Source organism: Microbacterium alkaliflavum, assembly GCF_044325405.1.
In the GTDB taxonomy this organism is placed as follows: Bacteria; Actinomycetota; Actinomycetes; order Actinomycetales; family Microbacteriaceae; genus Microbacterium; species Microbacterium alkaliflavum.
In genome coordinates, this window is the sequence record NZ_JBIQWL010000013.1 from 11,769 (window position 1) to 28,652 (window position 16,884).

Sequence of the window (16,884 nt, forward strand, 5' to 3'; positions counted from 1 at the left end):
GTGGACGACAGGTCCGGTTCGACGCAGAACGCGTCGATCGCCCTGCGATTGACTGCACGGACGCAGCTCATCGCAGCGGTGGTCGTGGCGTGCGTCGTCGCCGCACCGGCACTCGTGCCCGCCGCTGTCGAGGCGACGCCCGTGCAGGCGCTGCGCGCGAGCGCGTCCGGGACTGCATCGGTCGAAAGCGCCGTCACGATCACCGACGTCGCCGCCGTCGCGCCCGGCGCACTGAGGCTGTGGGGTCTGAGCGAACTCCCGGACGGCGCGCGCATCCGCGTCGCCGATGTCGTCGGCGACCAGCTCGCGACCACCTCAGGGCGCACCATCACGATCGACCCGACGGCCGCGGGCCTCGGCTGGTTCGTCGACGCCACGCCGGCGCGATCGACCGAGTTCGCCCGCCGCGACGGCATCGTCGCGCACGCGACGCGGGGCAGCTCCGCCTACGATCGGGTCGACCTGCGGACGGTGCTCGCCCACGAGATCGGCCACCTGCTCGGCCGTGCCGATGTCGCGCCGACCGGGGCGACGATCATGGGCGCCCGGCTCGACGTCGGGGAGCGATACCTCTCCGTCGGAGAAGATGCGGGCGCTGAGGCATCTGTCGTCCACGGGCTCGCGCGCGGCTTGTACCCGCTTCGCGCGGCGGACACGTCGGATCCGAGCACCCCCGAGCCGGCGACCACGGAGCCCGCAGCAGACCCCGCACCCGCTCCCGATCCTGCGCCTGCCGAGCCCGTCGCCGTCGAGCCCGTGCCGGCCCCTGCCGATCCGGCGCCCACCCCGGACACCGCGCCTGCCGACGCGGAGCCTGTCGACTCGGCACCTGTCGAGTCGGCACCTGCCGATCCTGTGCCGGCCGACCCAGCGCAAATCGATGCGGCGGATACCGCGACAACTCCGTCGATCGCAGCCGAGGCCGCGACGGCGCCGCTCCCCGACGTCTGGACAGTGGAGCTCCCGGGAGGCACGTCGACGCTCCGGGTCGTCGACGGCTGGGTCGTGATCGGCGACCAGCGACGCGAGCTCGCGACGATCTCGGGCATCGTGCTCGTCGGCACGGCCGGCGCCGATGTCGTGGTCATCGACGCGAGCGCCCTGGCCGCCCTTGCGGGCGTCGGCATCCGCATCGACGGCGCGGGCGGGCAGGACGTCCTGGTCGGGCCCTCCGCCGACACACGGTGGACGATCGACGGCCTGTCGTCGGGATCGCTCCGCGCGGGAGGTGTCGTCGTGGCCTTCGCGGGCTTCGAGATGCTGCGAGGCTCGAGCGGCAATCGGGACGACTTCGTTCTCGAGGGCGCTGGCTCGATCTCCGCGGTCGACGGCGGCGACGGCGGATTCGACACCTTGACCCTCGGATCGGGGTCATTCGCGACGATCGAGTCGAGCGTGACGGGACCGCAGTCGGGCGCCATCACCCGCGACGGCTCGGTCACCACCTACGCGGGCCTCGAACCGATCGACATCAGCGCGTCGTGCACGAGCTCCTGCATCGTCACCGTCGGCGACGACAACCCGCACGCGCTCCGGGTCCACAGCACGGGCAATGACAACGTCACGATCGACTTCACCGACGGCACCGGTGAGAGCCACTCGTTCACGCTCTCATCGAGCCCGTTCAACCTCACGGTTCGCGGACGCGGCGGCGACGACGTGTTCACCGTCGACCCCCTTCCCACTCGCGTCGTCCTGAGCGTCGACGGCGGCCCTGGGACCAACACCGTCGCTGCGACCCGCGACGCGGACATGTCGCTGACGAGCACCTCGCTCACCGTCGGCACGCAGGCCATCGGCCTCACGTGGATCCAGAAGGCCGACCTGGTCGGCGGAGTGTCCGCCAACATCTTCACCGTCGACGCGAGTTGGACGGGAGTGGCCGGCATCAATGGCCTGGCGGGCTCCGACACGCTCCGAGGCCCCGACGTCGACACCGACTGGGTCGTCACGGCGGAGGATGCCGGCGCCACCGACACGACCACTTTCACGTCCGTCGAGAACCTCGTGGGTGGTTCGGCGAGCGATGTCTTCGTGCTCAAGACGCTCGGTCCCGACGGAGGGCCGCACACGGCGGCCACGGTCTCGGGCTCGATCGCGGGCGGCGGCGGATCCGACGCGGTCGCCGCGGCGGACATCGTCAACGCCTGGACGGTCAGCGGACCGGGCAGCGGAGACCTCAACGGCCTGCCGTTCTCCGGCATCGAGAACCTCGTCGGGGGCGGCTCCGACGACACCTTCACCTTCACCGGCACCGGCTCCGTCGCCGGGACCGTCGAGGGCGGCGCCGTCGTCGACGGCGCACCCACGCCGACCGACCGCATCGTCTTCACGGCGTACGGCTCACCCGTGACCCTCGTCATCACAGGAGGAGCGCTGACCTACGAGGCGATCTTCTCGACGCTCACGGCCGACAGCGATCCCGGAGATGGCAGGATCCGGTTCAACAGCGCGACCCCCGCCTCGGTCACGTCGATCTACGTCGACGACGTCGATCGCGCCGACAACTCCATCGTCGAGGCGATCGATCGCATCGAGGGATCCGGCCCGTACGGCGAGCTCAAGCTCTACAGTCCGACGGATGCCACGAAGTGGGTCCTCCTCGAACTCCTCGGCATCGCCGTTCCCGGTGCGCCGGGCGGCTACCGCAAGCTCAGCGTCGTGTTCAGGGAGGCCGGCTCGACCGCCTTCGCCGACGGCGACATCGTCTTCTTCCAGTACACGCCGCCCCCCTCGTCGGTGACGGGCACCGGGGCCATCTCGAACATCGACGCGATCGACGGGTCGGGATCCACGGACACGATCCGCGGTCCCCCGGAGGCGGGCGTGCGCTGGGTCATCGACGGCCCCGACTCCGGCACCGTCGCCGGGATCGCCTTCACGTCGTTCGAGGTGCTCACCGGCGCAGACGACAACGCCGACGTCTTCCAGATCACCGTCGACGGCTCCTTCTCCGGAATCATCAACGGCGGCGCCCGCGGCGCCGACATCCTCCTCTTCTCCACGAGCGCCACGCTCGCAGCGGTCTACAACCCCGCAGTCGACGACTTCAGCGGTCCCGCCCTCCACACGCCCTCCGGCAAGTCCGTCCAGGTCACGGGCCTCGACCGTCAGGAGGCCGTCGCGGCCAACCCCGACGAGGTGCGGGTGCACGGCACGTCGGCCGACGACGTCATCACGATCTCCGCCGCGACCGCCGGGACGCTCCGCATCCACTACGACGGAGTCGTCTGGTACGACGCCGCGACGGGCACGACGCGCAGCGACTGGATCGTCACGGTCCCTGCCACGACCCTCGTCGTCGAAGGCTATGAAGGCACCGACACCATCACGATCGCCCTCCCCGCCGGTTGGAACCCCGGCGCCTCGCTCTACGTCTACGGAAACCGGCGTCTCAGCGAGCAGGAGCAGACCTTCGTCGACGACCCCGACCCCGACAGCGTCTTCTTCAACGGGAACGCCGTCACCGGCGGCGGCACGATCGAGATCTACGCGGCGCACATCACCGTCCGCGGGGGCGTCGTGGTCGACTCCGGCGGCAGCTACATCACCTTCCGCGTGCGGCAGATCTCCAACGCCTTCGCAGAGAACCTCTCTCCCCTGTTCGTGAGCGACCGCTCCGTCTCGATCACGATCGAGGCCGGCGCGCAGATCCGGGGCACGGGCATCTACCTCATCGCCCAGGCCGAGGATCGTGGCCTCCCCGAGGCGCTCGACGCGAGCAAGGAGGTCGCGAACTTCGTCATCGACCCGCTCACGGGTCTCCTCGAAGGGGCGCTCGCGCTTCCCGCCAAGCTGCTGCTCAAGTCCTCGACGGCGAAGATCACGATCGGCACGGGTGCGCAGATCATCGGGGCCGACACGGTCGGCATCTACGCGACCGCATCGGCGGACGCGAGCGGCACGGCGCACGGAAGCCTCTTCAGCATCGGCTACGCGCAGGCGACGGCGACGGCATCCGTCGAGATCGCGGAGGGCGCCGTCATCACGAGCACTGCCGCGGTGGTCGTGACGAGCACCGCCAACGCGAAGGCATCCCTCGAGGCATCGACGTCACGCGAGCTCGACAGCATCCCGAACCCCGGCTCGTCGCAGATCGCGATATCGCTCGCCGTGAGCAATGCCATCGCGAAGTCGACGATCACCGTCGCCAAGACCGCGTACATCGAGGCCGGCAAAACCGCCAACATCATCGCATCGGGCGGAGTCGACTCGTCCGCGAGCGCGGAGTCGGGCATCTTCTCGGACGGCACGGCGGGACTCGCGTTCTCGATCGAGCTGAGCGACGCCGACATCACGACGACCGTCAACGGCACCGTGATCGCGCGCATGGCACCCGACGACGACGGCAACGCGATCTCGACGGTGAAGATCGAGATCGAGCCGCAGGACACCGACGACCAGAAAGTCGGCTACGTCGACTACGACAAGGACATGATCTACGTCGGCGCGCACGGGCTCGTGACGGAAGACGTGATCACCTACACGAACCGCCGCGGCACGAGCATCGGCGGACTCGTCGACGGCCGGCAGTACTACGTCATCCAGCTCGTCGACGACCCGACGACGCCGAACCGCGACGAGTCGCAGTGGATCAAGCTGGCGCCGAGCGAGCAGCGCGCCATCCGCGCGGGCCTCGGAGTCGACCACCACGCCGGCAACGTCGTCGACCTGACGAAGGTCGGCGTGCCGGCCACCGACACGAACAAGCTCTACTTCGACGCCGCCGACGTCGACCTCGCGGCCAATACGATCACGATCCCGCGCCCCGTCGGTGTGTTCAACACGTTCGAGCTCGGTCAGGCCGTCGTCTACCACAAGGGCACGGGACCGGAGATCGGCGGCCTGAAGGACAACAACACCTACTACATCGCCGCGAGCACGGGACAGACGAACCTGCAGGGCAACACCCGCTTCGCCGACGCCCAGGTGTTCGGACTCGCCGAGACGGAGAACGAGGCCCGCGCCGGCGTGCTCATCGATCTGACCTCCGTCGACCCGAGTGTCTCGGGCCACTGGTTCGCGGCGAAGCACGTGCTCGACTCGGGCTTCGCGACCGGCGTCGGCATCATCGCGCAGCTCACGGCGAAGGATGCGTCGTCGGCCACGGCGGGCCTTTCGAGCGAGAACCCGGCGCCCAACCGCTGGGCGAAGTTCAAGGAGATCGTCGGCACCAACGTCGCCGACAAGATCGTCACGAAGCTCACCAAAAAGTACGCGCAGAACCAGGGCGCCGCCAACGTCGGCTCGTCCAGCAGCATCAGCGTCGCGGGAGCGCTCGCGTTCATCTTCGCCGACCACGATGTCACCACGACCGTGGGACCGACCGGCGTCGTGAAGTCGAACGAGGACCTCGAGGTCAAGGCGAACATCGCGCAGACGCTGACCATCAGCGCCGAGAGCGAGACCGAGCCGCAGGAAGACATCACGCGGCAGAGCGCCGGCACGAGCGCCGACACGATGATCAGCATCGCCGTCGCCATCGCCGTCATCGAGAACACGTCCACGACGACGATCGCGAAGGGGACGGATGCCTCGGGCGCGCCGATCGCGGCGACGCTCGACGGCCTGCGGGCGACGCGCGTCATCGCCGAAGTGCTCTACCCCTTCCTGACCCGTCCCGACCAGTACATCCCCCTTTCGCAGGGCGAATGGGTCGACGCGATCCGCAACGAGGGGTATGACGCCGTTCTCAAGTACGTCAACAGCAGCCTCGGCGCGCAGGACTCGTTCTTCAACTCGTGGACGACGTCGACCGCGACGGCCGAGGAGCTGGGCATCGCCGGCACCGTCGCCGTGCTCGTCCTCACCAACAGCGCGATCGCCGAGGTGCAGTCGGGCGTCGGGATCAACCAGGACGACGCGTGGCGCACGAGCGATCACTACAACAACGACAACACTCCGGGCGACGACGCCGACGGTGCGGAGAACGAGCAGGTCGTCTCCATCGAGGCCACGAACTACCAGCAGTTCATCACGATGACGGGCATCTTCACGCTGCCCGACATCGATCTCGACTCGGCGGACAAGACCAAGCGCGACCGCATCACGCTCAACCCGATGGGCACGAGCGGCTCGCGCGGCGGTGCAGGCGGCGCGTTCTTCATCCGTGTGCAGGACAACACGACGCACGCGATCGTCGGCTCCGGCGCCAAGATCCACAGCGGCGCCGACGGCGGCTTCAACATGAAGGCCGAAGAGGCGATCCTCAACGTCGACCTCGTGCAGTCCGGCACGACGGGCGGCGCCGTCGCGATCGCCGGATCCGTCGCCTACGTCCGCCAGCACAGCGACACGCTCGTCCGTCTCGACTCCGACGCGATCGTCACGGGCCGCGATGTGCGCCTCTACGCGGGCGACCTGACGACCCAGGTCACGTGGGTCGGCGCCATCACGGTGGGCGAGGGCGTCGGCGTCGGCATCTCGATCGCGATCAACGACCTCGACCGCACGACCAAGGCCGTCGTCGGGTCGCCCGACGCCGTCTCGACCGCGACCGGAACCGCCCGCAACGTCGATAACATCCACGTCACGGGCGCCGTCGATGTGCTCGCCAAGCTCAACGGCGACCTGTGGGCCTTCGCGGTCGCGGGCGCCGTATCCAAGCCCGGACTTCCGCCGGCTAACCCGCCGACCACCTCCGCCAAGGCGCTGCAGATCCTGGGCACGTCGGTGCAGACGCCTCCCACCGGCGTCGGAGTCGCGGGCGCGGCATCCGTCAACATCGTGCGCGACACCGTGCAGGCCTCGATCGCAGATGCCGGTCGCATCCGCGCGGGGACCATCACCGTCACGGCGACCGACGAGTTCTTCCAGCTCGCGGTCACGGGCGGCGCCGCGTTCGTCGTGGGCCAGCGCAGCGGATCGAAGTCGATCGCGGGTGCGTTCAGCCTCAACGACCTCGACGTCAAGACGCGCGCATTCATCGTGCAGACCGATGCCGTGACGACGGGCGGGGGCGTCGCCGTCGTCGCGGTCCGCGGCGGCGATCTGCTCTCGATCTCGGCAGGGCTCGCCGGCGCTCTCGGCAACGACAGCCTCAGCATCGCCGGCTCGTTCTCGGCCAACGTCATCTTCAACGAGACCGAGGCCACCCTCCGCGGCATGAACGGCACGATCGACGGCGATGTCGTCGTGAGCGCGCTCGACCGCTCCCGCATCATCGCGGTCGGCGGCGGCATCGCGTTCGGCGGCAAGGCGGGTGTCGGCCTGGGCGTCGGCCTCAATCTCTTCGGCACCGACGACCGGCCCACCATCACGCGGGCGACGCTCGCCGGCTCGACCCTGACGATCACGAGTGGCGCGCTCTCCGTGACCGCGAAGAACGAGAACCCTGGCACCGACCCCCGCATCTACTCCGTCGGTGCAGGGATCGGCGGCGCGCTCGGCCCGAAGACGACCATCGGCCTCGGCTTCGTCATGGCGATCAACATCGTCGTCAACGTCACCGAGGCGCTTCTGCAGAGCAGCACCACCACAGGCCCGACGGGTGTCACGGTCGCCGCGACCGACTCGACCGGCATCATCTCGATCGGCGGCGGCGCCGGCCTCGCGATCGGTGGCGGCGGCTCGGTCGGCGCGGCCCTCGGCTACAACGAGGCCGACCAGACGACCCGCGCCCATGTCGACGACGCCCGCATCACGACGACAGGAGACATCGTCGTCCGAGCCGTCGCCAACGGCTCGGTCCTGGGCGTGGCCGTCGGACTCTCCGGCAGCTTCGGCGGCACAGGCCGCATCGCCGGCGCCGGGTCGGTGCTCATCAACATCGTCGAAAGCGATGTCGCGGCATCCATCACCGATCAGGTGGCGAACTCTCCCGTCGGCGCCTCCGTCGTCAGCGCGCGCGGTGTGCTCGTGCTCGCAGAGAGCACCGGTTCCATCGTGGCCGCGGCAGGAGCGCTGGCTCTCGCCGGCACTGTCCCCGCACGATCGGGCGGTCTCAGCGCGACTGTCGGCGTCTCGGTCGCCGACAACACGGTGACCTCGACCGTCAAGGCGACCGTCGTCGGGGTGACGCTCACGACGAGCGGAGCCCTCGCCGACGACCCCCGCGCCGGCACCGGCGCGCACCACGCCGTCGTCGTCGCGGCGAAGTCGACGCCGACGATCCTGGCGATCACCCTCGCCGGTGCGGCCTCTACCGACCCGATCAGCGGCGGCGGAGCCGGCTCCGGCAACACGATCGACCAGACGGTGCGCGCATCGGTCGAGGGCAGCTCTGTGACAGCGACGGGCGCCGGAGTGCTCGTCGACGCGTTCAGCAGCGCGACGATCACGGCGGACGCCGGCGGCGTGGGGTTCGCGCTCGACTTCCGCTCGAAGGGCGACTCGCCGACGATCGCGATCGGCATCGGCGTGGCGATCAACGACGTCGTCAGCGAGAACCTCGCGCTCGTCTCGGGTTCGACGGTCACGGCACTCCGCGACGTGGTCGTCTCGGCCGTGGCATCCGCGGTCATCTCCGCCCTCACGTTCGGCGTCGCGGTCGACGTGGCCACCAGCAACCCGAACCTGCAGATCGCGGGGGGCGGCGCGGGGTCGTTCAACAGCATCGGTGGACGGTGGGATGCCGGCGCCGCCGTTCCCACGGTGCGCGCGGCGATCGTGAACTCCACCGTGACCGCGACGGGTGGGGCCGCGCGGGTGCTCGCCTCCGACACATCGACGATCCACGCCGACGGCGCGGGCGTCGGGATCGCCGTCGCGTTCGGCTCCGGCCAGAAGTCGCTGTTCAGCGGCGGCATCGGCATCGGCGTCGCGATCAACGAGATCTACACCCACGACCCGGCGAATCCGACGGTGCGCCACAAGAACATCGTCGAAGCCGTCATCGATGCGTCCTCGGTCTCCGCTGCGACCGGGGTGACGGTCTCGGCCCTCTCAGCCCCGACGATCGACGCTCTCGTGCTCGGCGGCGCCGTCAACGGGCGGATCGGGTCGTCGAGCGGATTCAACCTCGCGGGCGGCGGCGCGGGCTCGAGCAACGTCATCGCGACCACGGTGCAGGCGATCATCAAGGGCGGCACCGCGACGACGGCCGTCTCGACGGCGGCCGGCGCCGTGACCGTCTCGGCGCAGGACGTCTCGAAGATCACGGCTGACGCCGGCGCGCTCGGCCTCATGCTGGCGCTCGGCAAGGGCGCCGGGTTCAACCTCGCCCTCGGCATCGCCGTCGCCCTCAACACGATCGACAGCGAAGTGCTCGCCGTCGTCGACGGCACGACCGTCACAGGCGACTCGGTCGCGATCAAGGCCGGCACGACGCAGCAGACGACGATCGACGCGCTCGCGCTCGGCATCGCGGCGGCGTTCCACCTCGGCAGCGGCGACTCGAACGGTCTCGACCTGTCGGCAGGCCTCTCGATCGCCATCAACACGATCACGCGGGCCATCACCGCCGAGCTGCGCAACGCGGCGCACGCCATCGCACGGACAGGGGAGCTCGCCGTCACCGCGGAGGATCGCGCCAAGATCCACTCCGACGCCGGCGGATTCGCCCTCTCGCTGACCTTCGCGAACGGCGACTCCTCCGGCGCGGCGATCTCGGCCGGCATCTCGGTCGGCGAGTCCCGCATCACGACCACCCTCATCGCACGTGTCGTGGCATCCCTTGTCGAAGCGGTCTCGGCACGGATCGTCGCCGACTCCGAGGCGACGATCGAGACGCTGACGATGGCGGGCGCGGGCTCGGCGCGGATGACGGTCGGCGACGGGATCGGATTCGCGGGCGCGGTCGCCATCACGTGGGCGGGCAACACCATCAAGACCATCGTGACAGCCGCCATCGTCGACGCCGTGACCGCCGTCCAGGGTCGAGACGCGGCTGTCCAGATCGGCGCCGGCGGACTCCTCGTCTCCGCTCGCGACGTCGCGACGATCACGGCGCGGATGGGCTCCGGTGCCCTCTCGGTCGCCGTCGGGCTCAGCGAGGGCGGCCTGTCCGCGAACGCGTCGATCGCGGTCGCGCTGGCCGACAACATCATCGACGGCGCCGTCGACGCCTACATCCACGACTCGACTGTCACGAGTGCCGGTACGACCACCGTCAAGGCCGAGTCGACGCGCACCCTCTGGGCCGAGGCGGCTTCGGTCGCCATCGGCGTCGCGATCCAGATCTCGGAGGTGCCGATATCGTTCGGCGCCGCAGGAGTCGGCGTCGTCGGAACCAACACCGTGAAGGGCCACACGATCGCGGAGATCGTGCGGTCGACCGTGACGGGTACGGGAGCCGTCGCCGTCACCGCGAGCGACACCTCGACGGTCGAAGGATCGATCGTCGGAGTCGCCGTGGAGCTGGCGCTCATCGCCGTCTCCGTCGCCATCACGAAGCTCACGAACACGATCGAGAACGACGTGCTCGCGCGCGTCCTCGGCTCCTCGGTGACCTCCAACGCGGCCGGCATCACCGTCAGCGCGACCTCCACCGACGACATCAAGCGGACGGAGAACGGCAACGTCACGGTCAGCCTGGTCATCGGCGGCTCGGGCGGCGGGGTGACCGCCACCGGCACGATCAGCGGTCGCACCGAGGCATCCATCGGATCCTCCGCGGCCGACGCGACCCACGCCGCGCGGCGCTCGAGCGTCAAGGCCGCAGGCGCCGTTCAAGTGCTGTCGACGACCGACGCGCACGCGTCCGTGCACGCCTTCGGCGGCTCCGGAAGCCTCATCGCCGGCATGACGCTGGACGCCACCGGCACGATCAGCCGCAACACGTTCGCCCACATCGACGACGGCACCACCGTCCAAGCCGGCTCGCTCAAGGTCACGGCGACCGCCACTCGCATGAACGCCGACGTGAAGGCCGAGCTCGGGGCCGTGGGGCTCGCCGGCGGCGGCCTCGGCGAGAAGACGACGGCCACCATCAGCGGCGACGTCGAGGCCTGGATCGGCCTCCTCGCAGAGTCGACCGCGTCGGCCCTGCCCACGACCATCACCGTCGCGGGCGACGCCGAGATCCGGGCGCTCAACACCGCCGCGCAGGCGACCGCGAAGAGCGAGGGCGGCTCCGGATCGATTCTCATCGCCGTCACGATCATCGATGCGACCGCCAAGGTCACCGGCGACACCCGCGCCTACCTCGGACTCCTCGAGGGGCCGACCGGCGACTCCGGATCGTTCTCGGCGAAGGGCCTCGCCGTCTCGGCGACCGCATCCGGAAGCAAGGCGGATGCCACGGTGCTCGCGGTCGCCGTGGGGCTCGTCGCCGCCGGCTCGGGCTCGGTGAGCCCCGTCACGGCGAGCGTCGAGGGCACGGTCACCGCCTTCGTCGACGCCGCCGATCCGACCCGTGGACCTCCGCGGCTGGTCCTGCTCCTCGGCACCTCCGGACTCAGCATCACGGCGACCGCCACGAGCGACGCCATCTCCACCTTCCGCGGCGGATCCGGCTCGGCGATCATCGCCGTCCCGATCCACTCGGCCACTGCGACCGACTCCCTCTCGGTCCTGGCCTATCTCGCCACCGGAACGACCATCACCGGCGGAGACCTCGACGTCACCGCCACCACGACCCATGCGATCGCGACCGTCTCCATGACGGTCGGCGCGGGAGCCCTCATCGCGGCGGGCGGCAACGCCGCCGGCACCGCGACGGTCAGCGCCGCCACCACGGCGTACATCGACGACGGAATCACGGTCGACGTCACCGACGGGTATGTCAGCGTCGCAGCGACCTCGTCGCTCCGCACGGACGTCACGACCCTCATCGTCACGGCGGGCGGCGTCGCCAGCGGCCGGGACGCCACTGCGACGAGCAGCGTCACGGGAGCGACCAAGGCGTGGATCGGCGCATCCGCCCGCATCACGGTGCGCCTCGTGACGTCCGTCAACACGCCGGGCCTCAGCGACGGCGACATCGCGGTCACGGCGTCGGCATCGGCTGAGGCCGACGCGACGGCGCAGGCCTACGGCGGCAGCTTCATCGGCGACGGCGGAGCGGCGCACTCGACGACGACGGTGACGCCGGGTGTTCAGGCGCTCGTCGGATCGGGTGCCGTGCTGACGGCCGCCGGCGACGCCGTCGTCTCGGCGAAGCTCATCCAGGAAGGCGATGCCCCCAGGAGCGACATCGTCACGGTCGACGCCCTGAACAACACGATCGCGCTCGATGTGCGGCTGCGCCTCCTGGACGGCCAGATCGTCCGCTACCTCGCGGGCGCGAACCCCGTGACGTCGGGCGGCACGCAGCTCGCCGACGATCGCGACTACACGATCATCGTCGTATCGGACGGCGTCTACCGGCTGGGTGCGCGCTTCGCGGGAGCATCCGTCGACCCCGTCATCGATGTCATCCGCTTCTCGGCTCCGCACCTCTTCAAGACAGGCGACAGGCTCGTCATCTCGCAGGGTGCGGTCGCGACCTTCGACGCGGCGCTGCGGGTCAGCACGGCGAACGACACCATCACGCTCCCCGCAGGCAGCGGCCTCTACGCGGGCGCGGCCGTTGTGTATCACCGGGGTGCCGCGCTCATCGGCGGCCTCATCGACGGAGCCGTCTACTACGTGCTCGTCCCCGACTCGACCAAGCCCAACGTGATCAAGCTGGCTCTGACCCCGGGTGGAGCCCCGATCAACCTCACCGCGCCCGCGACGACGTCGCAGAGCTCGCTCGAGAACGTCATCCCGGGTCTCACCGCCGGCCAGACGTACACGGTGCTGGTCATCGACGCGACGACGATCAAGCTGCAGGACGGCACAGAGGACGGCACGATCGACTTCACGTCGGCGAACGTCGTGGGCGGAGCCATCCAAAAGGGCAACACCTTCGAGGACGGCGACGCCGTGACCTACCACGACCCCGGACTCTCGAAGCAGTTCACGAGCGGCTCGGCCGACATGGTCTACACCGAGACGGTCGATCCCGTGACCCACGACGTGACGAGCTTCACGCTCGTGGACACCGCGTCGTCCAACCGCATCGTCATCCAGAAGCACGGCTTCACCGAAGGCGAGGCCGTCCGGTTCCGGATCGTCGCGACCGGCACCGGATCCAACCCCATCACCGGCCTGACCGACAGCGCGATCTACCGCGTGCACGTCATCGACAAGGATCAGCTCCAGCTCGTCAAGGGCCTCCTCACCGCATCGATCGTGCCGGGCAACGAGAACGACCACGACTTCTTCCGGCTCACCGCCGGCGGCTCCTGGGCAGCGTTCGGATTCGGCGCGGGCGACACGCTCTTCCTGTCGAACTGCTACGCGGGCACCTACACGATCTCGTCGGTGTCGGGCGACAAGGTCTACCTGACCAGTGACGCCGGCTTCTCCGGCGGATCGTGCGTGACGACGGCATCGACGGGCGTCATCTCGTTCTCGGTCGCCCGGCCCGCCGACGCGAGCAAGGGGGACGGCTGGCGCTACTCGCTGACGCGGCCGGGCGAAGGTGCGATCTCCCCGCTCGTCGACGGCGTCACGTACTACGTCGTGGAGCGCACCGCCACGAGCTTCAAGCTCGCGCTCACCCCCACCGGCACCGCCATCGCACTCGACGCGTCGGGGCTGAGTTCGTCGGCGACCCACAGGATCGGTGTCGAGGGCCTCGACTTCCGGGCGACGGCCGGCGACTTCTCGCTGTACTTCGACCTCGCCGGCGGTCCGACCGGGGCCGGCAAGCTGCTCGGCCCCGGCGGCGTCGACCTCGTGACCCTCGTGGGCGCGGGCGGAGACGGCCGCTCGAAGTCGTCGGCCCAGGGCGCCTCCGGGGCGCTCGTCGTGACGGCGAACACTCCTGATTCCTCCCTCACGGTGACGCCGGTCGTGCAGACGTGCGTCGGATGGGATGCCTCGGCCCAGACGTGCTCGGCCGCGGCGACGATCCGCGCCGGCGGGGACATCGCGCTGGACGCGTCGGCGACGGCCTACGGCACTGCCTACACGGACGTCCGCAGCGGGTCGATCGTGCAGATCGGCGTCGCGCGGGCCAAGGGCTCGGTCGACCCGCAGGCGAGCGTCACCGTCGGTGCGGGCTCGACTCTCACGGCCGGTCGCGACCTCGCGATGACTGCCGCCGCCGACGCGCACCTCGAAGTGCGCGCGGTCTCCAAGGGTGGCGGCATCGTCTCGGTCACCGACACCGACGGCGTCGGCACGGTGAAACCGCACGCCACCATCTCGGTCGGAGACGGGGCGATTCTCACGGCGGGCCGACTCCTGTCCGGTACGACCGACGTGCGGGTCTACGGTCTCACCGAGGTCGACTCGCTCGGCGTCGGCACGGTCGGGTTCGCGGGAGCCGACTCGAACTGGTTCAACGACGGTGACCACTCGCCCAACGGACTCGTCGTCGAGGTCGTCTCGACGGTCACGATCGGGGCCGATGCGCGCCTCGAGGCCGACCAGGTGAGCCTGAAGGCGACCACATCGTACGCCGACCTCCAGGCGCACGCCGGCGCCGAGGCCTTCCTCGTGCTGCTGCTCGGCGGTGCCGCAGCACGCGCGAACGCGCTTCTCCAGGGCACGATCACGACGACCGTCACGATCTCGGCGCGGGCGATCGTGACCGGCTGGGCGGGCGTCGACCTCATCGCCCGCGCGACCGACCTCACCATCAAGCGCCTCGCGAGCCGGCTGGGCGTCGCGTTCCCCGTGCCGATCAACGAGGGCTACGCGAACGGCACGCTCACGATCACGTCGTCGGTCGTGACGAAGGCCGCCGCTCTCGTGCGGGCAGGGGTCCGTTCGCCATCGACGCTGCTCGAGAAGCCGAGTGACGGGACCGGCCTCTACCCGCGCCTCGCCCTCTACGTCGACGCGAACACCGTCGCGAGCGTCACGGCGGGCAAGTGGCACATCACGACGGAGGACGGCTACTTCGACGGCGACAGCTCGACGACCAACCGCTACGGCAAAATCACGTGGGATGCCGACGTCACGATCTTCGGCGGGAGCAAGGGCGCCCCCCGGCTCGTCGTCGACGAGAACGGCGTCGTCAAGGTCGCCAACGGCGTCAAGATCGACGGCGCCGACGCCTTCGTCGGGCAGCAGGTCGGCAGCGCCTTCACCGTGACGGTCGAGAACGACGGGCCCGGAAACGTGCTGATGTCGGCCGACGGGCTCGTGAACCGGGCAGACGAAGCGCAGCAGTACGCGGCGATCGCCAATGACACGACGAGCGCCGCGAACGGCTGGCCGCTCTTCATCTTCAGCGACACGCTCTCGAGCGTCATCATCATCGACCACTCGCACGCCGACATCACGCTCGGCTCGATCGACGTCGTCACGCCCGTCTCCAACACGACCGAGCCGACGGTGTGGCTCCTGAGCCGCACGCGTGACTCGCTCGATGAGCAGATCCCCTTCCAGTTCGACCTGACGCGCAATGCGCTCGAGACGTGGATCGACATCCAGAAGCGGGCGACGGGCCGCCTCATCATCGCCGGACCCATCAACAATCCGACCGGCTGGACGCACATCCTGCACACGCTCGGCGATATCGAGTCCGCCTCGAGCAGCGCCGGCATCACGACGAACGTCGCGCACCTCGAGACGCCGAACGGGGCGATCGGGACGGATGCCGCGCCCGTGCGAGTGACGCTCGTGCAAAGCCTCGACCGCCAGGGCCCCGGCACCTCCGACGACCGCGTGCGCCTGACGCGCATCTGGGCCACGGCGCAGGGAGATGCGCACCTCCGACTGCTCGCCGTGGACCGGGTGCCGACGACCCACGCGCTCAGCCCCGCGACGTTCGTCGTCTACGTCGACGAGCTGCGCTCCGACCAGGGCGACGTCGACGTGCTGCTCGACGACAGCCGCAGGCAGACCGGGGTCGCCGGAAACATCTGGGTGCGCGTCATCGCCTTCGTGCCGGCGGCCGCGGCGCCGTCGATCAACGGCTTGACGGCGGACTGGAACCGGCAGCACGCGAGCCACTTCCGGCCCGATGCCACGGGTGCCACGACGCTCACCCGCGACCCCGCCGCCTACCCGAACGGCACCGGCACGGTCATCGACAGCACCTACCGCTTCGAGCACCGCACGGCCGCGCCGACCTTCCAGCCGGCGACCTACCCCGGCACGACGCTCCTGTGGGACCAGCAGACCTCGCCGCGCGACCCGATCGTCCGCACGAGCAGCGGCACCTCGGCGGTCGGCGACGCGACGCCCGGCCTGATCGCTGCGCGCGACATCACCGTGAAGGATCTCGGCGCGGGGGTCGCGGCATCCCGGATCTCGGTTCTGGCCTACACGGCGCTCGCCGATACGATCCCCGCCGGCGTGCGGGCCGTGCTCGACGTCGACGTCGCGGGCTACGCCGTCGCGACGGAGAACTCCGGCGACCTGCGGCTCGGTCTCGTCCGCTCGCGCGCCGGCGACGTGCAGCTGCTCGCGAAGCTGGGCTCGATCCTCGACGGGGACCCCGGCGACGCCTCCGATGCGACAGATCCCGCCGATGTCGCGGGTCGCAGCATCACGCTCCTTGCGCCGAACGGCGCGATCGGCTCGGCCGCCGACTTCCTCGAGATCGACCTCCTCGAGGGCATCGCGAGCCCGACGACCTGCACGGTCGTCGGCTGCGAGACGGCACCGGGCGCGCTGATCGCCCGCGCGGCCCTGATCATCTTCCTCACTGAGACGGCGGGCGACCTGCGTCTGTCCGAGGTGACGTCGCGCTCGACCGACCGCACGGTGCCGACCGACGTCGCGCTCACGACGCGCTCCGGTTCGATCCTCGGGACGACGGCGGCACGCACGATCATCTCGGGTGTGCGGATCAACCTCCTCGCGGGCGGCCTCGGCGGCATCGGCGGCCCGCTCGCGGGCGACGCCCTCATCGTCGACACGTCGATCGCGGGCGCCGGCTCCGGCCACCTCTTCGCGGCAGGCTACGGCGACGTCGTCATCACCGAGGCGAACGACGAGCTCATCGTGCTCGGCGCGATC

The 16,884-nt window shown here is 70.1% G+C and carries 1 protein-coding gene (cut by a window edge); it reads left to right on the forward strand.

Going from position 1 to position 16,884, the window contains the following annotated elements; genetic code table 11:
• Window positions 1-16,884: the 5' portion of a hypothetical protein gene (locus ACH3VR_RS20975; RefSeq protein ID WP_397558281.1), read on the forward strand. 10,287 nt of this gene lie beyond the right edge of the window; 16,884 of the gene's 27,171 nt are visible here — the first part of the coding sequence; its start codon is at window positions 1-3; its stop codon lies off the right edge, out of view.